At 64.5% G+C, this 18,144-nt stretch carries 20 protein-coding genes; 16 read left to right on the plus strand and 4 right to left on the minus strand.

Annotation, left to right across the window (positions count from 1 at the left end):
- Positions 1–229: 229 nt before the first annotated feature.
- From ABC383_RS01300 to ftsB, 6 genes are all read left to right on the plus strand, one after another.
- Positions 230–430 carry a hypothetical protein gene (locus tag ABC383_RS01300; RefSeq protein WP_413011251.1) on the plus strand — a complete coding sequence of 67 codons (201 nt, stop codon included), beginning with the start codon at positions 230–232 and terminating at the stop codon, positions 428–430.
- Between the two features lie 86 nt (positions 431–516).
- Complete coding sequence (locus ABC383_RS01305; RefSeq protein ID WP_413011252.1) at positions 517–1,308, plus strand: alpha/beta fold hydrolase; 792 nt, start codon at positions 517–519, stop codon at positions 1,306–1,308.
- Between the two features lie 121 nt (positions 1,309–1,429).
- Positions 1,430–3,088 (plus strand): CTP synthase, encoded by a 1,659-nt coding sequence (pyrG, locus tag ABC383_RS01310; RefSeq protein WP_413011254.1) that lies wholly within the window; start codon positions 1,430–1,432, stop codon positions 3,086–3,088.
- Positions 3,085–3,939, plus strand: a complete 855-nt coding sequence (gene kdsA / locus ABC383_RS01315) for a 3-deoxy-8-phosphooctulonate synthase (protein WP_413011256.1) — start codon at positions 3,085–3,087, stop codon at positions 3,937–3,939. Before pyrG ends, kdsA begins: the two co-directional genes overlap by 4 nt.
- A gap of 75 nt (positions 3,940–4,014) precedes the next feature.
- On the plus strand, positions 4,015–5,298 hold the full coding sequence (eno, locus tag ABC383_RS01320) for a phosphopyruvate hydratase (protein ID WP_413011258.1): 1,284 nt from the start codon (positions 4,015–4,017) through the stop codon (positions 5,296–5,298).
- A gap of 52 nt (positions 5,299–5,350) precedes the next feature.
- On the plus strand, positions 5,351–5,701 hold the full coding sequence (gene ftsB / locus ABC383_RS01325) for a cell division protein FtsB (RefSeq protein WP_413011260.1): 351 nt from the start codon (positions 5,351–5,353) through the stop codon (positions 5,699–5,701).
- A gap of 68 nt (positions 5,702–5,769) precedes the next feature.
- Here ftsB and ABC383_RS01330 read toward each other — a convergent pair whose 3' ends face one another.
- From ABC383_RS01330 to ABC383_RS01340, 3 genes are all read right to left on the minus strand, one after another.
- Positions 5,770–6,078 (minus strand): hypothetical protein, encoded by a 309-nt coding sequence (locus ABC383_RS01330; protein WP_413011262.1) that lies wholly within the window; start codon positions 6,076–6,078, stop codon positions 5,770–5,772.
- A 639-nt stretch (positions 6,079–6,717) separates the two neighbouring features.
- Positions 6,718–7,647 carry an Hsp33 family molecular chaperone HslO gene (gene hslO / locus ABC383_RS01335; protein WP_413016204.1) on the minus strand — a complete coding sequence of 310 codons (930 nt, stop codon included), beginning with the start codon at positions 7,645–7,647 and terminating at the stop codon, positions 6,718–6,720.
- Complete coding sequence (locus ABC383_RS01340; protein WP_413011264.1) at positions 7,647–8,171, minus strand: gamma carbonic anhydrase family protein; 525 nt, start codon at positions 8,169–8,171, stop codon at positions 7,647–7,649. The genes hslO and ABC383_RS01340 overlap by 1 nt, the downstream gene beginning before the upstream one ends.
- A 54-nt stretch (positions 8,172–8,225) precedes the next feature.
- Here ABC383_RS01340 and ABC383_RS01345 point away from each other — a divergent pair, with 54 nt between their 5' ends.
- Both ABC383_RS01345 and ABC383_RS01350 read left to right on the plus strand, forming a co-directional pair.
- Positions 8,226–9,050 (plus strand): ferritin-like domain-containing protein, encoded by an 825-nt coding sequence (locus ABC383_RS01345; protein WP_413011266.1) that lies wholly within the window; start codon positions 8,226–8,228, stop codon positions 9,048–9,050.
- A 73-nt stretch (positions 9,051–9,123) separates the two neighbouring features.
- On the plus strand, positions 9,124–9,378 hold the full coding sequence (locus ABC383_RS01350; protein WP_413011268.1) for a hypothetical protein: 255 nt from the start codon (positions 9,124–9,126) through the stop codon (positions 9,376–9,378).
- A 36-nt stretch (positions 9,379–9,414) separates the two neighbouring features.
- Here ABC383_RS01350 and ABC383_RS01355 read toward each other — a convergent pair whose 3' ends face one another.
- Positions 9,415–11,100, minus strand: coding sequence for an acetate--CoA ligase (locus ABC383_RS01355; RefSeq protein ID WP_413011270.1), 1,686 nt, complete (start codon positions 11,098–11,100; stop codon positions 9,415–9,417).
- Between the two features lie 125 nt (positions 11,101–11,225).
- Between ABC383_RS01355 and ABC383_RS01360 the strand changes: the two genes are divergently transcribed.
- The 8 genes from ABC383_RS01360 (at position 11,226) to dapA (ending at position 18,073) form a co-directional block, all read left to right on the plus strand.
- Positions 11,226–12,101 carry an alpha/beta fold hydrolase gene (locus tag ABC383_RS01360; protein ID WP_413011271.1) on the plus strand — a complete coding sequence of 292 codons (876 nt, stop codon included), beginning with the start codon at positions 11,226–11,228 and terminating at the stop codon, positions 12,099–12,101.
- Between the two features lie 63 nt (positions 12,102–12,164).
- Positions 12,165–13,001: a 3',5'-nucleoside bisphosphate phosphatase gene (locus ABC383_RS01365; RefSeq protein WP_413011273.1), complete on the plus strand. Its 837-nt coding sequence runs from the start codon at positions 12,165–12,167 to the stop codon at positions 12,999–13,001.
- Positions 13,002–13,084: 83 nt separating this feature from the next.
- Entirely contained in the window at positions 13,085–13,957 is an 873-nt protein-coding gene (gene htpX, locus ABC383_RS01370; protein ID WP_413011275.1) for a protease HtpX, read from the plus strand.
- Positions 13,958–14,017: 60 nt separating this feature from the next.
- Positions 14,018–14,641 (plus strand): L-threonylcarbamoyladenylate synthase, encoded by a 624-nt coding sequence (locus tag ABC383_RS01375; protein WP_413011277.1) that lies wholly within the window; start codon positions 14,018–14,020, stop codon positions 14,639–14,641.
- Positions 14,642–14,682: 41 nt separating this feature from the next.
- A complete protein-coding gene (locus ABC383_RS01380) occupies positions 14,683–15,339 on the plus strand; it encodes a site-2 protease family protein (protein WP_413011279.1) in 657 nt (218 codons plus the stop codon).
- 6 nt (positions 15,340–15,345) lie between these two features.
- Positions 15,346–16,548: a tryptophan--tRNA ligase gene (locus ABC383_RS01385; protein ID WP_413011281.1), complete on the plus strand. Its 1,203-nt coding sequence runs from the start codon at positions 15,346–15,348 to the stop codon at positions 16,546–16,548.
- Complete coding sequence (locus tag ABC383_RS01390; RefSeq protein WP_413011283.1) at positions 16,548–17,114, plus strand: class I SAM-dependent methyltransferase; 567 nt, start codon at positions 16,548–16,550, stop codon at positions 17,112–17,114. Before ABC383_RS01385 ends, ABC383_RS01390 begins: the two co-directional genes overlap by 1 nt.
- 80 nt (positions 17,115–17,194) lie before the next feature.
- The gene (gene dapA, locus ABC383_RS01395) at positions 17,195–18,073 is read left to right on the plus strand and encodes a 4-hydroxy-tetrahydrodipicolinate synthase (RefSeq protein WP_413011285.1); all 879 of its coding nucleotides are present in this window, start codon (positions 17,195–17,197) and stop codon (positions 18,071–18,073) included.
- The last annotated feature ends 71 nt before the right edge of the window (positions 18,074–18,144 follow it).

Below are 18,144 nucleotides of genomic sequence, written 5' to 3' on the forward strand. Positions count from 1 at the left end.
GTGCCGGGCTGGTTTTCCAACGGACGCAGGCTGCGTCCCGGGCAGGTATTACCCGCATGCCCGGGCCGAAACCGCGCCGGGCTTGATTTATTCGGTCATCGATTCACCGTTTCATGGATACCGGCATCGAATTTGATCACGAAAGAAATGTCGCGCAAATGTGCGATTAAAGAACTTGTCGTCAGAACGATATTTGCGACGAGAACCGATCGATGCCAGGGAGCATGCCATGAAGCATAGCCAGAACCAGAATGGACAAGCCAGCGCAAGCGACCCGCAGGCCGGAACGGATGCCGAGCTTTCCGACGATATGCTTGATGCGATCACGGGCGGTGGGAGCAATGCCGTGCCGACCGACATCGAACCCGAACCGGTCGCCAAACCGATCAATGATCTGGTCGGAAGAGTCGTGAGTAAAAACTTCGCCTGATATCGCTTTCCGCCCTCGCGCAAAGGCGTGGCCCGGCATTCCCGTAGAATGCCCTCTCCGACATCAACGCCTCGCCGCAGCAGTCCATGACCCAGCAGCTGATCCAGTTCGTCCACGCCAACAGTTTCCCAGCCGATACCTACCGTGTGTTTTTCAGCCACCTGAAGGCGCACTACACGATTTCCGCCTTGCCGCTGCATGCCCACAATCCCGACTATCCGATCGAGAACGGCTGGGCGGCGCTGGTGGAGGAACTGGTGGATGCGCTCGACCCGCGCCATCCGGCCATCCTGGTCGGGCATTCGATGGGCGGCATGCTGAGCCTGATGGCGGCGCGCGCCCGGCCCGATCTGGTGCGGGCGGTGGTGCTGCTGGATGCGCCGGTCGTGGCCGGCTGGCGCGCCTTGCTGCTGCGCATCGCCAAGGCGGTGGGTCTGGACCGCAAGCTGTCGCCGGCGCGGTTTTCCGAAAAGCGCCGCAACCGGTTTCCCGACCGCGAAGCGGCTTACCAGCACTACGCCGCCAAGCCGCTGTTTGCCGCCTGGCCGCCCGCCGTGCTGCGCGACTACGTCGAACACGGCACCGTGGCGGCCGACGAGGGCCTGACGCTGCGCTTCACCCGCGAAGCGGAAACCGCGGTCTACCGGAGTCTGCCGCATCACCTCGGTTCGCTGCTCAAGGGCAATTTCCCGGTGCCGGTGGGCTTCATCGGCGGCGCCGACTCGGTGGAGTGCCGCCAGGCCGGGCTGCGCGCCACCCGGCGCCTGGTCGGCCGGCATTTCCGCAGGATACCCGGCGGCCACCTTTTCCCGATGGAACATCCGGCGGCCGCCGCCGGCGCGGTGCACCAGATGGTGCAGGCGCTGCTGCACGCCTGAATTGCGCGCCTGCAACATTCCGGCTTTAGCGGAATCAATGACCCTGCCTGCGACGGCTGGAACCAAAAGGGTTTGCGGTATAATTTCCATTTCCCGCACGTGCCGTTCGGCACCATCTGTAATGACCAAGTTTGTATTCGTCACTGGCGGCGTCGTGTCTTCCCTGGGCAAGGGAATCGCCGCCGCCTCCCTGGCTGCGATCCTCGAATCCCGCGGCCTCAAAGTCACCCTCCTGAAGCTGGATCCGTACATCAACGTCGATCCCGGCACCATGAGCCCGTTCCAGCACGGCGAAGTGTTCGTCACCGATGACGGCGCCGAAACCGACCTCGACCTCGGCCACTACGAGCGCTTCATCACGCCGAAGATGAAGAAGGTGAACAATTTCACCACCGGCCAGATCTACGAGTCGGTCATCCGCAAGGAACGCCGCGGCGAGTACCTCGGCAAGACGGTGCAGGTGATTCCGCACATCACCAACGAAATCCAGGAATACATTCACCGCGGCGCCGAAGGGCATGACGTGGCCATCGTCGAGATCGGCGGCACGGTCGGCGACATCGAATCGCTGCCCTTCCTGGAAGCGGCACGCCAGCTGGCGCTGCGCGCCGGCCGCAATTCCACCGCCTTCGTCCACCTGACGCTGGTGCCTTACCTTGCTTCGGCCGGCGAACTGAAAACCAAGCCGACCCAGCACAGCGTGCAGAAGCTGCGCGAGATCGGCATTTCGCCGGACGCGCTGCTGTGCCGCGCCGACCGCCGCATTCCGGACGACGAGCGCGCCAAGATCTCCCTGTTTTCCAATGTGCAGGAAGCCGGCGTGATCTCGGTATGGGACGCCGACACCATCTACAAGATCCCGCAGATGCTGCATGACCAGGGCCTGGACGCGATCGTCTGCGAATGCCTGGCGCTGTCGCCCAAGCCGGCCGATCTGTCGATGTGGACCCGCCTGGTGCATGCGCTGGAAAACCCGAAGGCCGACGTCACCATCGGCATGGTCGGCAAGTACGTCGACCTGACCGAGTCCTACAAGTCGCTGACCGAGGCGCTGCGCCATGCCGGCATCCATACCGAGAGCCGGGTCAATATCGAGTACGTGGATTCGGAAGAGATCGAGCAGCATGGCACCGGCCAGCTGCAGAAGTTCGACGCCATCCTGGTGCCGGGCGGCTTCGGCAAGCGCGGCGTGGAAGGCAAGATCGCCGCCGCCCGCTTCGCCCGCGAAAACAAGATCCCGTATCTGGGCATCTGCCTGGGCATGCAGGTCGCGCTGATCGAATATGCGCGCAACAAGGCCGGCCTCGTGCATGCCAATTCGACCGAGTTCGACGACAGCACCGAGCATCCGGTGGTGGCGCTGATCAATGAATGGCAGAACCACGACGGCAAGGTCGAGAAGCGCGACATCAATTCCGACCTCGGAGGCACCATGCGCCTGGGCGCGCAGACCTGCGAGGTCAAGCCGGGCACGCTGGCCGCCGAGATCTATGGCGCCGTGGTGACCGAGCGCCATCGTCATCGCTATGAAGCCAACAACCATTACCTGGGCCGAGTGGAAGAAGCCGGCCTGATCGTGGCGGCGCGCACGCCGACCGAGTCGCTGTGCGAGATCATGGAACTGCCGCGCAGCGGCGAGAATGCCCACCCGTGGTACATGGGCGTGCAATATCACCCGGAGTTCAAGTCCACGCCGCGCGACGGCCATCCGCTGTTCATCTCGTTCATCAAGGCCGCGCTGGCGCACAAGCAGGCGCTGTCTGAAAGGAAAGCAGCATGAAGCTGTGCGGATTCGATGTTGGCCTGGAGCAGCCGTTTTTCCTGATCGCCGGCCCCTGCGTGATCGAATCGCGCCAGATGGCGCATGACACCGCCGGCCAGTTGAAGGAAATCACGGCCGCGCTGGGCATCCCCTTCATCTACAAGTCGTCCTTCGACAAGGCCAACCGTTCGTCCGGCACCTCGTTTCGCGGGCTGGGCATGGAGCAGGGCCTGGACATCCTGGCGGACGTGAAGAAGACGCTGGGCGTGCCGGTGCTGACCGACATCCACGCGATCGAGGAAATCGCGCCCGTTGCCTCTGTGGTCGACGTGCTGCAGACGCCGGCCTTCCTGTGCCGCCAGACCGACTTCATCCAGGCCTGCGGCCGTTCCGGCAAGCCGGTCAACATCAAGAAGGGCCAGTTCCTGGCGCCGCATGACATGAAGAACGTCATCGACAAGGCGCGCGATGCGGCCCGCGAAGCCGGCTTGAACGAAGACAATTTCATGGCCTGCGAGCGCGGCGTGTCCTTCGGCTACAACAACCTGGTGTCGGACATGCGCTCGCTGGCGATCATGCGCGAGACCAACTGCCCGGTGGTGTTCGACGCCACCCATTCGGTGCAGCTGCCGGGCGGGCAGGGCACGTCTTCCGGCGGCCAGCGCGAATTCGTGCCGGTGCTGGCGCGCGCCGCGGTGGCGGTCGGCATCGCCGGCCTGTTCATGGAAACCCATCCGAACCCGGCCGAAGCCAAGTCCGACGGCCCCAACGCGGTGCCCCTGGGACGCATGAAGGAATTGCTGGCGACCCTGCAGGACCTGGACCGCGTGGTCAAGCGCGGCGGTTTCCTGGAAAACGGCTTCGCTTAAGGCGTCAGGCAGCCAAAGAACAACGGGCCCGGCACGGCGGCCCGCACCTTTTTCGTACACATTGGAGAGACTTGAATGAGCGCTATTGTTGACATTATCGGCCGCGAAGTAATCGATTCCCGTGGCAACCCGACCGTTGAATGCGATGTGCTGCTGGAATCCGGCGTGATGGGCCGCGCCGCCGTGCCGTCGGGCGCATCGACCGGTTCGCGGGAAGCCATCGAGCTGCGCGACGGCGACAAGAGCCGCTACTTCGGCAAGGGTGTGTTGAAGGCCTGCGAGAACATCAACACCGAGATCTCCGAAGCCATCATGGGCCTGGACGCCAATGAGCAGGCCTTCCTGGACCGCACCCTGATCGACCTCGACGGCACCGAGAACAAGGCCCGCCTGGGCGCCAACGCCACCCTGGCCGTGTCGATGGCCGTGGCCAAGGCGGCCGCCGAGGAAGCCGGCCTTCCGCTGTACCGCTACTTCGGCGGTTCGGGTGCGATGCAGATGCCGGTGCCGATGATGAACGTGATCAATGGCGGCGCCCATGCCGACAACAACCTGGACCTGCAGGAATTCATGATCATCCCGGTCGGCGCGCCCAGCTTCCGCGAAGCGATCCGCTACGGCGCCGAGGTGTTCCACACCCTGAAGAAGATCCTGCACGAGAACAAGCTGACGACCGCGGTCGGCGACGAAGGCGGCTTCGCGCCGTCGGTGGCCAACCATGAGGCGGCGATCAAGCTGATCCTGCAGGCCATCGAGCAGGCCGGCTACGAGCCGGGCACCCAGATCGCGCTGGGCCTGGACTGCGCCGCTTCCGAGTTCTACAAGGATGGCAAGTACCGCCTGGACGGCGAAGGCCTGGCGCTGTCGTCGTCGGACTTCACCAACCTGCTGGCGACCTGGTGCGACAAGTACCCGATCATCTCGATCGAGGACGGCATGGCCGAGAACGACTGGGAAGGCTGGGCCACGCTGACCAGGACCCTTGGCAAGCGGATCCAGCTGGTGGGCGACGACCTGTTCGTCACCAACACCAAGATCCTGCGTGAAGGCATCCAGAAGGACATTGCCAACTCGATCCTGATCAAGATCAACCAGATCGGCACCCTGACCGAGACCTTCGCCGCGATCGAAATGGCCAAGCGCGCCGGCTACACCGCGGTGATCTCGCACCGTTCCGGCGAGACCGAGGACTCGACCATTGCCGACATCGCCGTCGGCACCAACGCGCTGCAGATCAAGACCGGCTCGATGTCCCGTTCGGACCGCATGGCCAAGTACAACCAGCTGCTGCGCATCGAGGAAGACCTGGGCGACATCGCCACCTACCCAGGCCGCGAAGCGTTTTACAACCTGAAGTAACCCGCCCCCGCCGGCGGTGCGTGCCGCCGGCTGATACTTGCGAAGTGCGTCCATGCGTCTGATTCTGTTTAGTCTTGCGGCCTTGCTCATCCTGGTTCAGTTTCCGCTTTGGTTGGGCAAGGGCGGATGGCTCAGGGTTTGGGACCTGGACCAGCAAGTGTTCGCCGCGCAGAGAAAGAACGACGAACTGCGGGCACGCAATGGCAAGCTTGCTTCGGAAGTACAGGACCTGAAGGAAGGCACCGGCGCGATCGAGGAGCGGGCGCGTTATGAGCTTGGCATGATCAAGGAAAACGAGATCTTCGTGCAGATTCTTGACCCGAACACCAGTCCGCCGCTGCAGGAAGTGGCCGCGCCGGTCAAGCCGGTGAAGAAGCCGCCGCCGCGCAAGAAGCAGCAATAAAAAAAGCGCCATGCAATGGCGCTTTTTTTATGGTCGATGCAGATTGGGGCACTGGAACTGAAAGGTCGTCATCGCCTTTCAGGTTCATACCTGAAGGTGAATGCGTCGGGGAGGCAAGCAAGAATGCAAGTTCCGAAACAGTTGCGGTTGCGGTTGCGGTTGCGTTTCGCGCAGCGACAGCCGCCGTTGTTTTTGAATTGGTCGTTGCCTCTTAAGTTGCCGTTGTTTTTGAATTGGTCGTTGCCTCTTAAGTTGCCGTTGCTTTTGAAGTTGCCGTTGCCGTTGCCGTTGCTTTTGAAGTGGCAGTGAAGTCCCGTTGAGCGCGCCGTGTCAGCGGTGCCCGGAGCGGGAAAAGGTGCGGCGTCTGTCTGAGCCAAGCTTTAGCTTGGCGAGTTTAGCCGCGCCCCGCTCCGGGTACCGCTGGCACGGGCACCCCGCGCAGCGGGGCGCGATCATCGGGTCGCCTTTTTTGGTTACTTTTTTGGCGAAGCAAAAAAGTAACCCGGCCGCCGGGGCGGACTCCCGGCTTGTCTCCACGGCAGTGCACCCGTCTTGCGTCACCCGGCAACGCCCGGGCAGCACTGTCGGTGTTGTCTTTGACGTGTTGGTTGAACATGGCTTAACGTCAAAAGCAACTGCTGCTTCGCAGTGACGTCTTTACGGCGGGTGAAACAGCACGACCTCACTATCGTCATGACTAGGCCGGGAGTTCGCCCCGGCGGGCGACCTACTTTTTTTGCTTCGCCAAAAAAAGTAGGCAAAAAAAGGCGACCCGGTGATCGCGCCCTCGCTGCGCGAGGGTCCCCGTGCCGTCGGTGCATGGAGCGGGGCGCGGCTAAACTCGCCAAGCTGCGCTTGACTCAGACAGACGCCGCACCTTTTCCCGCTCCACGCACCGACGTCACGGCGCGCTCAACGGGACTTAAAAGCAACGGCAACTGCAACTTCAGAGGCAACGGCAACCGCAACGGCAACGCCAACTGCAACCGCAACTGCACCGCAACCGCAACGGCCCCTCAATGCCTGCTCGGCCCCGGCGTCTGCAACGCATCCAGCGTGGTATCCGCCGCAAACAGCTGCGCGCAGTCCACCTTGTCGAAGTCGTAATGCTGGCCGCAGAAGTCGCAGTCGATGGCCAGATGGCCGACCTCGGCGATCGCGGCCTCGACTTCCTCCTGGCCCAGCATCTTCAGCATGTTGCCCACCCGTTCCCGGTTGCAGGTGCAATGAAAGGCCGGGCTCAGCGGGTCGAACACCCGTATCGTCTCTTCCCAGAACAGGCGCCGCATCACCGTCTGGATATCGGTGCTCAGCAGTTCGTCCGGACGCAGCGTCGAGGCCAGCATCACCGTGCGATCCCAGGCTTCCAGCGCATCGTCGGAGGAAGGCGCGCCCACGCCGCCCTGGGTCGGCAGCTTCTGCAGCAGCAGGCCGCGCGAGACTTGGTCGTCGGCCGCCAGCCACATCCTGGTGTCGAGCTGCTCGGAACGCATCATGTAGTTCTCGATGATCACCGCCACCGAGCCGCCGTCCAGCGGCACGATGCCCTGGTAGGGCTGCTGGCCGGGCAACTTGTCCTTGGGGTCGAGCGTGATGGCGAAGCGGCCGTTGCCGTTGCGGTTGACCAGCTCGGTCAGCGTGATGTCGTCCGCCACCACCGCATCCGGCGCCAGCTTGGCAGTGGCGCGCATCTTCAGCTCGGCATCGCATTCCACCACCAGCAGATGCAGCGGGCCGTCGCCGTGGATCTGCATCACCAGCGCGCCATTGAACTTCAGGTTGGCCGACAGCAGCGCCGCCGCCGCCAGCATCTCGCCCAGCAGCGCGCGCACCGGGCGCGGATAGTCGCGCCGGGAAAGGATCTCGCGCCAGGTGTCGGAGAGTTCTACCAGCTCGCCGCGCACCGGCGTGTCTTCAAACATGAATTTCTGCAGGGTATCTGTCATCAATCGATTCGCTTCAGGCTAGTCTTGAAGTCCTGCGCCCGCTGTACATAACCGGCGCTGGGGCGTTGAAGGCCGGCGACTTCCTCGTCCGAAAGTATCCGCGCCACTTTGGCAGGCGAACCGATGATGAGCGCATTGTCCGGAAACTCCTTGTTTTCCGTGACCAGCGCACCGGCGCCAACCAGGCAATTGCGGCCTATCTTCGCGTTATTCAAGACCACCGCCTGAATCCCGATCAGCGTGTTGTCGCCGACGGTGCAGCCATGCAGCATCGCCTGGTGGCCGACGGTCACGCCGCGTCCCAGCGTCAGCAGAAAGCCGGGATCGGTATGCAGCACCGCCGATTCCTGGATGTTGCTGTTCTCGCCGATGGTGATCTGGTCGTTGTCGCCGCGGATCGTGACGTTGGACCAGACGCTGGTATGCGCTTCGAGCTTGACGCGCCCGATCACGGTCGCGGTTTCCGCAACGTAAGCGGTCGGATGAACGTCGGGGACGAGGTCGCCCAGTTGGTAGATGGCCATGGATTTTTCGTAGAATGGAAGGTTTTTGACGAGCCGTATTTTAACGCCGCCTCCATGAATTCACCGACCACCGAACAAGCCATCAACGATGAATTGCGCGCCGCCGCCCTGCACTGGCTGCTGGAAGCCGATCCGGCCAGCAAGGCGGCAGGCGTCACCGCATTGCGCCAGCGCTGGCTGCAGGGCGCCGTCCGCCTTGCGCCTGAGCTTGAACTGGCCGCGCCGGCGGGCGTGCCGGGCCGGCCGGCGCGACCGGAACTGGTGCCGCCGCTCTCCGTGCAGCGGCGCTCGATGCGCACGGTGGAGGGCAGGGCGGCGCTGCTGCATGCGCTGGCGCATATCGAGTTCAATGCGATCAACCTGGCGCTGGACGCTCTCTGGCGCTATGCCGGCATGCCGGCCGATTACTACGCCGACTGGCTGCAGGTGGCGGCCGAGGAGGCGTATCACTTCTCGCTGCTGGCGGCGCACCTGGCCACGCAGGGCCATGCCTATGGCGACTTCAGCGCCCACAACAGCCTGTGGGACATGGCCGAAAAAACCGCCGGCGATGTGCTGGCCCGCATGGCGCTGGTGCCGCGCACGCTCGAAGCCCGCGGGCTGGATGCGTCGCCGCCGGTGCGGGCCAAGCTGGCCCAGGCCGGCGACCTGGAAGCGGCCGCCATCCTCGACATCATCCTGCGCGACGAAATCGGCCATGTGGCCATCGGCAACCGCTGGTACGGCCATCTGTGCCGCGCGCGCGGGCTGGAGCCGGTGGCGACCTACGCCGAGCTGGCTGGCCGCTACAAGGCGCCGCCGCTGCGCGGGCCGTTCAACATGGAAGCGCGCCGCGCCGCCGGATTTTCCGAATTGGAGCTTGCGCAATTGGGCTGCTGATAGCGGATTGCGGGCTGCGGCGGCAACGCTACACTGGAATCACAAATCAACGGACCATCATCGGGAGTTCAACATGAAGACACCAGTTACCTCGGCGATCGCGCTGGGCATGCTGCTGGCCGCGCTGGCAGGCTGCCAGCGCAACGATACGGCGCGCACCGAAGGGCCGGCCGAGCAGGTAGGCCAGAAGATCGACCAGGCCGCGGTCAAGGCCACCGAAGGCATCAACAAGCTGGCCGAGAAGGCCGGCGCCGGCATGGAAAAGGCGGGCGAAAACATACGCAGGGAAGCCGAACAGGCCCAGGCCAAGAACGGCGAGAAGAAATGATTCCCGCCGCGCCGGCTGGTTCCAGGGAACGGAACGTCAGCCGGCCGGCGTCGCCTGCTGCGCTTCCCGCTCGCGCAGTATCCTGCGCTGCACCTTGCCGGTGGTGGTCATGGGCAGCGCATCGAGAAACTCGATTTCCTTCGGGTATTCATAAGGCGCAAGCTTGCCCCGCACATGTTCCTGCAGTTCCGCCACGAGGCGCTGGCGGGCGGCCTCATCGGCAATGCCGGCATTCTCGGCCAGCACGATGAAGGCCTTGACGATATTGCCGCGCTCCGGGTCCGGCCTGGGCACCACCGCCGCATTCCCCACCGCCGGATGCTTGACCAGGCAGTTCTCGATCTCCGATGGACCGATGCGGTAGCCGGCGGCCTTGAACATGTCGTCCGCCCGGCCCTGATACCACAGATAACCATCGGCATCGCTGCTGGCCAGATCGCCGGTGCGGCACCAGTCGCCGCTGTACTTGGCCGCGGTCGCCTGCGGATTATTCCAGTAGCCCAGGAAGAACACCGGGTCGGGATGGCCGTGGATGTCAGTGCGGTGCAGCGCCACCTCGCCCACCGCGCCGGGCGCCACCGGATTGCCGTCGTCGTCGATCACCGCCACCTGGTGGCCGGGGTAGGGCCGGCCCATGCTGCCCGGCCGCGCTGGCCAGCGACCGGCGCTATTGCCCACGATGTAGTTCATCTCGGTCTGGCCGAACATTTCATTGACGGTCACGCCCAGCGCATCCTGCACCCAGTGGAAGACCGCGTCGCCAACCGCTTCGCCGGCGCTCATGATCGCGCGCAGCCGCAGCCGGTAATGTTCGCGCGGCGCCGGGATCGCCTTCATCATCATCTTCAGCGCGGTGGGGAACAGGAAGGTGTTGGTGACGCCGTACTTCTCCATCAGGCGGAAGGCCGTTTCCGCAGAGAAGCGGCCGCGGTAACCGACGATGGGCATGCCGAAATACAGCGATGGCAGCAGGGCGTCCATCAGGCCGCCGGTCCAGGCCCAGTCGGCCGGCGACCAGAACACGTCGCCCTGCTGCGGAAACCAGTTCTGCGAGGCGACGAAGCCGGTCAGGTTGCCCAGCAGGGCCGACTGCGGCAGCAGGGCGCCCTTGGGCGCGCCGGTGGTGCCGCTGGTGTAGATCAGGATGGCCGGATCGTGCGCGGCGGTCTCCACCGCATCCAGGTTGCCGTCGGAGGCCGCCAGTTCCGATGCCCAGTCGAGTTCGCCGTCGCACTGTATGCCGAGCAGCCGCCTGAGCGCCGGGCAGTCGCGGCGCACCTCGTTCAACGCCGCAATCGCGGCCTGGTCGACAATCGCCATCGCCGCGGCGCTGTCCTGCAGCCGGTAAGCCAGCGCTTCCGGGCCGAACAGGATGGACAGCGGCATCGCGACCGCGCCGATCAGGTGGCAGGCAATATGCGCCACGGCGGTTTCCGGCCTCTGCGGCAGCACGATGGCGACCCGGTCGCCGCGGGTCACGCCATGCCGGCGCATAACCTGCGCCAGTAGTTTGGCGTCGCGGTGCAGGTCGGCATAGGTGAGGCTCGCGGCATTGCCGGCATCGTCCTCGTAATGGATGGCGATGCGCTGCGGATCGTTTGCCCAGCGGATGCAGCACAGCTGCGCAATGTTGAAGTCGGGCGGCACATGCCAGTAAAAGCCCTGATACAGCGCGTCGTAGTCGTCAGTCGCGGGCGCAGCGTTGTTGCTGGCGGATATCATGCTGTCTCCATTATAATTATCGAACGATCGTTCTTTTTAAGCTGCTTTTCGGCAAAGTGGCCGAATAGCGCCCGTATTATCGCTTGGCGCCTCTTTCCTCACCAGTTACCAGACACCGGATCACCATGAAACCATCCCGCTCCGAATTCCTGACCATCCGCCGCCTGCGCTACCACATTAGGCACTGGGGCGACGCCGGCGCACCCAAGCTTTTCATGGTGCACGGCTGGATGGACGTGTCCGCCTCGTTCCAGTTCATGGTCGACTGCCTGAAAAAGGACTGGCATGTGATCGCGCCCGACTGGCGCGGCTTCGGCCTGACCGAGTCGGCCCATTCCGACACCTACTGGTTCAACGATTACCTGGGCGACCTCGACGCGATACTCGACCACTATGCGCCCAACGAAGCGATCAACCTGCTCGGCCACAGCATGGGCGGCAACGTGGTGACGACATATGCCGGCGTGCGGCCGCAGCGCATTGCGCGGCTGATCAACCTGGAAGGCGTGGGTATGCCGGCCAGCCGCCCGGAACAGGCGCCGCGTCGCATCGAGAAGTGGCTCAATGAACTGCGCACGCCGCCGGCGATGCGCTCCTACGGCTCCCAGGCCGAAGTGGCGGCGCGGCTGCAGAAAACCAATCCGCGGCTGTCCGACGAGCGCGCCGCCTTCCTGTCGGGCCACTGGGCGCGCGAAACCGCGCCCGGCGTCTGGGAAATCCTGGGCGACCCGGCCCACAAGGGAATCAGCCCGCTGCTGTATCAGCGCGACGAGACCATGGCCTGCTGGGCGCGCATCGAGGCGCCCACGCTGTACATGGAAGCCAGCGATACCGACCTGTGGCGCTGGATGGGCGCGCGGGAAGAGGCCAGGCTTGAAATCGACCGTCGCATCGCCACCATACCGAAGGTGACGTCCCGCATGATAGAAAACGCCGGCCACATGCTGCATCATGACCAGCCCGAGATCCTGGCCGACATCATCGAGGGCTTTTTGGCCTAGGAGCCTGCGGAACGGCCAGCGTACAATCATGTTTTCCCAAGCAGAACCCGGCCCCGATACCGCATGCGCAACTTTGATCTTCACTGTCATTCCAATGTGTCCGACGGCGTGCTCGCGCCCGCATCGCTGGCGGCGCGCGCCAAGGCGCGCGGCGTCGATGTCTGGGCCCTGACGGACCACGACGAGGTCGGCGGCATCGCCGAAGCGCGCGCCGCCGCCGCGTCGCTGGGCCTGTCTTTCGTGCCCGGCGTGGAAATCTCCATCACCTGGGCCGGCCAGACGGTGCATATCGTCGGCCTGCATGTCGATGAGCGCAACCCGGTGCTGCTGGCCGGCCTGGCCCGCACCCGCTCGGGCCGCGAGCTGCGCGCCCGCGAAATGGCCGATCAGCTGGCGGCGGCCGGCATACCCGATGCCTACGAGGGTGCGCTGGCGTATGCCGGCAACCCGGACCTGATTTCCCGCACCCATTTCGCGCGCTACCTCATCGACCGCGGCGTCTGCCGCGACGTGCCGTCCGTGTTTCGCAATTACCTGATCGAAGGCAAGCCCGGTTACGTGCCGCATCGCTGGGCCACGCTGCAGCAGTCGGTCGAATGGATCAGGGCGGCCGGCGGCACCGCCGTGATCGCCCATCCCGGCCGCTACAATTTCGACGCTATGGCCTACGATGCGCTGTTCTCCGAGTTCAGGGACCTGGGCGGCACCGCCATCGAGGTCATTACCGGCAGCCACACGCCCGACCAGTACGACGAATATGCCAGGGTCGCGCAGCGCTACGGCTTCCTGGCCTCGCGCGGCTCGGACTTTCACGGCCCAGGCGAGTCCCGCGTGGACCTCGGCGCGCTGCCGCCGCTGCCGTCCAGCGTCACGCCGGTCTGGCACGACTGGGTTATCTGAAGATGGCTTTTGGCCGGGCGCGGGCTCTTGAAGAGCTTGGCGCCCGGCCGCATATGCAGGGCGTTTGAAAGGGAGACAAAGCAATGAAACGAATTTTCCTGTTCCTGGCGACGAACATCGCGGTGCTCGTTGTGCTGTCCGTCGTCCTGTCGCTGCTGGGTGTGAACCGCTTCCTGACCGGTTCCGGGCTCAACCTGCCGATGCTGCTGGTGTTCTCGGCGGTGGTGGGCTTCACTGGTTCCATCATTTCGCTGCTGATCAGCAAGCCGATGGCGAAATGGTCGACCGGCGCCCAGGTGATCGATGCGCCCGCCAATTCCACCGAGCTATGGCTGCTCGACACCGTGCAGAAGCTGTCCGACCGGGCCGGCATCCGCATGCCCGAGGTCGCCGTCTACGAAGGCGAGCCGAATGCCTTCGCCACCGGCGCCTTCAAGAATTCGGCGCTGGTGGCCGTCTCCACCGGCCTGCTGCAGGGCATGACGCGCGACGAGGTCGAGGCCGTGCTGGGTCACGAGATCGCGCATATCGCCAACGGCGACATGGTGACCATGACGCTGGTGCAGGGCGTGGTCAACACCTTCGTGGTCTTCCTGTCGCGGGTGGTCGGGTATGTGGTCGACCGTGCGATCTCGCGCGACAACAACAGCGGCCCTGGCATCGGCTACATGGTCACGGTGATGGTGTGCCAGGTCGTGTTCGGCATTGCCGCGTCGATGATCGTGGCCTGGTTCTCGCGCCATCGCGAGTTCCGCGCCGACGCCGGCTCGGCACAGCTGCTGGGCAGTCCGCAGCCCATGGTCAAGGCATTGGCCCGCCTCGGCGGCGTCGAGCCCAGCCACCTGCCGGAATCGGTTGCCACGCTGGGCATCCATGACAAGCCCGGTTTCCTCGACCTGTTCTCGACCCATCCGCCGATCGAGCAGCGCATTGCCGCGCTGCGCGGGATGCGCTGAGGCGGTAGTCAATTTCATTTCAGGAGGGCGGCGGCGTGAAGCTTCCGCCTTTTTTATTCGATGAGCCAATTTTTCCAGATCCATCCAGATAATCCCCAGCTGCGCCTGATCAGGCAGGCAGCGCAGATCATCCAGTCCGGCGGCATCGTCGCGCTGCCGACCGACGCCTGTTACGCGCTGGTGGCGCGGCTCGACGACAAGAACGCGGTCGACCGCCTGCGCCGCATCCGCGGCATCGACGACAAGCATCACCTGACGCTGCTCTGCCGCGACCTGAGCGAGATCGCCCAGTATTCGCGGGTAGACAACCGCCAGTACCGGCTGCTGAAGGCCGCCACGCCCGGCGCCTATACCTTCATCCTGGAAGCCACCAAGGAAGTGCCGCGCCGCCTGAGTCACCCGTCGCGCAAGACCATCGGCCTGCGGGTGCCGGACAACGCCATTGCCCAGGCCCTGCTGGAAGAACTGGGCGAGCCGCTTCTGGGCACCACCCTGATCCTGCCGGACGGAGAGCATCCGCTGTCCGACCCGGAAGAGATACGCGACGGACTGGAAAAGGTGATCGATCTCATCATCGACGGTGGCGCCTGCCAGCTTGAACCCACCACCATCATCGATCTGAGCGGCAGCGAGCCCATCCTGGTGCGCCAGGGCCTGGGCGACGCCGCACCGTTCGGGCTCTGAGCTGGCCAGGCCCGCAATTTGCCTCTGTTAAAATCCGTGCGATGAACAATCTGATCCAGACCTTTGCCGTCTACGCGCTGCCCATCCTGTTTGCGATCACGCTGCACGAGGCCGCGCATGCCTATGCCGCGCGCTACTTCGGCGACAATACCGCCTTCATGGAAGGCCGCATGAGTCTGAATCCAGCCAAGCATATCGACCCGGTCGGCACGCTGCTCATTCCCATCGTGCTGTTCTTCGTCGGCAGTCCCTTCCTGTTCGGCTATGCCAAGCCGGTGCCCGTGGAATACCGCAACCTGCGCAATCCCAAGCGCGACATGGCCTGGGTGGCGCTGGCGGGGCCGGGCGCGAACCTGCTGATGGCCTTGCTGTGGATGATCGCCGTGATCGTCCTGAGCATGTTCATGGATGCCGGCGACTACTTCATGCGCATGGCGCAGGCCGGCATCCTGACCAACCTCGTGATCTTCGCATTCAACCTGTTCCCGGTGCCGCCGCTGGACGGCGGCCGGGTGCTGACCAGCATCCTGCCCGCGCCCTATGCCTACAAGTATGCGCAGCTGGAAAACTATGGCTTTTTCATCGTGCTGGGCCTGGCCATGCTGGGCTTTCTGAAGTACTGGATGGCGCCGGTGATGATGGTTGCCAATAACGCGCTGATGGCGCTGATTTCCCCCCTGACTTTTCTTTTGAGCTGAACCAACATGTACCCTGATCGCGTAGTCTCCGGCATGCGCCCCACCGGCGTAATGCACCTTGGCCATTTCCACGGCGCCCTGAAGAACTGGGTGAAGCTGCAGTCCGAGCATGAATGCCTGTTTTTCGTCGCTGACTGGCATGCCCTGACCACGCACTACGACGATCCGAGCATCATTGAAAGAAGCACCTGGGACATGGTGATCGACTGGCTGGCCGCCGGCATCGACCCGGCGCAGTCCACCCTGTTCATCCAGTCCAAGGTGCCCGAGCATGCCGAGCTGCACCTGCTGCTGTCGATGACCACGCCGCTGGGCTGGCTGGAGCGGGTGCCGACCTACAAGGACCAGCAGGAAAAGCTGGCCGACCGCGACCTGGCCACCTATGGCTTCCTCGGCTATCCGCTGCTGCAGGCGGCCGACGTGCTGATCTACCGCGCCAGCATGGTGCCGGTGGGCGAGGACCAGGTGCCGCACATTGAAATGATGCGAGAACTGGCGCGCCGCTTCAATCACATCTACGGCAAGGAAAAGGACTTCGAGGAGAAGGCCAAGGAAGCGGTGAAGAAGCTGGGCGGCAAGCGCGCCCGTCTCTATACCGAGCTGCGCACCGAGTTTCAGGAAAAGGGCAGCGCCGACGCGATCGAGCAGGCGCGGGCGATGCTGGACGAGGCGCAGAACCTGTCCATGATCGACCGCGAGCGCCTGTTCGGCTATCTCGAAGGCAGCCGCAAGCTGATCCTGGTGGAGCCCCGCGCCTTGCTGACCGAGGCCTCCCGTCTGCCGGGCCTGGATGGCCAGAAAATGTCCAAGAGCTATGGCAACTCCATCGGCCTGCGGGAAGACCGTGAATCGGTCACCAAGAAAATGCGCACCATGCCGACCGACCCCGCCCGCGTGCGCCGCACCGACCCGGGCGAGCCCGAGCGTTGCCCGGTCTGGCAGCTGCACAAGGTCTATTCCGACGAGGCGACCAAAGAATGGGCAGCCACTGGCTGCCGCAGCGCCGGCATCGGCTGCCTGGAATGCAAGCAGCCCGTGATCGACGCGGTGCTGAAGGAGCAGGAGCCGATGCGCGAGCGCGCCCAGCAATACCTGGACGACCCAACGCTGGTGCGCGCCATCATCGCCGACGGCTGCGAGAAGGCGCGTCGCATGGCGCAGGAAACCATGCGCGACGTGCGCGAAGTCATGGGCCTGTCCTACAACTGATGGCCGCGCATGCTCCCGTGGCAGCCGCCTCGCCCTGGGTGCGGCGCTTTGCCCCGCTGATTCCGGCAGGCGAGGTGCTGGACCTGGCCTGCGGCAGCGGGCGCCACGCTCGTCTGCTGGCCGAACTGGGCCATCCGGTGCTGGCGGTGGACCGGGATGAGCAGGCGCTGGCTGCCTGCGCCGCGCCCGGCATCCGCTGCGAGCGGCATGACCTGGAAAGCGGCGCGCCGTGGCCCTATGCCGGGCGCCGGTTCGCCGGGATCGTGGTGACCAATTATCTGCACCGGCCGCTGCTGGCGCCGTTGCTGGACGCGCTGGCGCCGGGCGGCGTGCTGATTTATGAAACTTTTGCGGCGGGCAATGGCCAATATGGCAGGCCGTCCAGCCCGGATTTCCTGCTGCAGCCAGGCGAACTGCTCGAACAGGTCAGGCTGCATGACAATGGCATGCGGGTGCTGGCTTACGAGGATGGCTACCTGGCCCAGCCCAAGCCGGCGCTGGTGCAGCGCATCTGCGCGCTGCGCCATGAACCCGAGGCCGATCCGGCGCGGGCGCTGGCCTTGTAACCGATTGTGGATGGCGGTACCGCCGTCCAAAGCTATCCGCTACAATCGTCCCCTTAAACAATTTTCCCTCATACAACATCATGATCCAGGGCAGCATCGTAGCAATCGTCACTCCCATGCATGCCGACGGCAGTCTCGACCTGCCCGGCCTGCGCAAGCTGATCGACTGGCACATTGCCGAAGGCACCGATGGCATCGTCATCGTCGGCACCACCGGCGAGTCGCCGACGGTGTCGGTGGAAGAGCATTGCGAGCTGATCAAGGTGGCGGTCGAGCATACTGCCCGCCGCATTCCCATCATCGCCGGCACCGGCGGCAATTCCACCGCGGAAGCGATCGAACTGACGCGCTACGCCAAGGAAGTCGGCGCCGACGCGTCGCTGCAGGTGGTGCCGTATTACAACCGCCCGACCCAGGAAGGCATGTACCAGCATTTCAGGAAGATCGCCGAATCGGTCGACCTGCCGGTCATCCTGTACAACGTGCCGGGCCGCACCGTGGCCGACATGTCCAACGAAACCATCCTGCGCCTGGCCGAAGTGCCGGGCGTGGTGGGCGTCAAGGAAGCCACCGGCAACATCGGCCGCGACACCGACCTGATCCGCCTGGCGCCGGCGTCCTTTGCCGTGTATTCGGGCGACGACCCGACCGCGATGGCGCTGATGCTGTGCGGCGGCAAGGGCAACATCTCCGTCACCGCCAACGTCGCGCCGCGCGCCATGCATGAACTGTGCGTCGCCGCCATGGCCGGCAATATCGCCGAGGCAGTGCGCATCAACAACCGCCTGCTGCCGCTGCATAACAAGCTGTTCGTCGAACCCAACCCGGTGCCGGTGAAATGGGCGATGGCGGAAATGGGCCTGATGGACCATGGCATCCGGCTGCCGCTGGTGCCGCTGGCCGACGGCCTGCGCGAGACGGTCCGCGCGGCGCTGCGCGAGTCCGGTGTATTACAATAGCCAGCTTTGCTGGTCCGGGGCGGCCATGCCGCTCGTCCTTTCTGATTCAGCACGACCATGACCTCTCGGAA

The sequence above is a fragment of the Noviherbaspirillum phoenicis genome, assembly GCF_047237965.1.
In the GTDB taxonomy this organism is placed as follows: Bacteria; Pseudomonadota; Gammaproteobacteria; order Burkholderiales; family Burkholderiaceae_D; genus Noviherbaspirillum_A.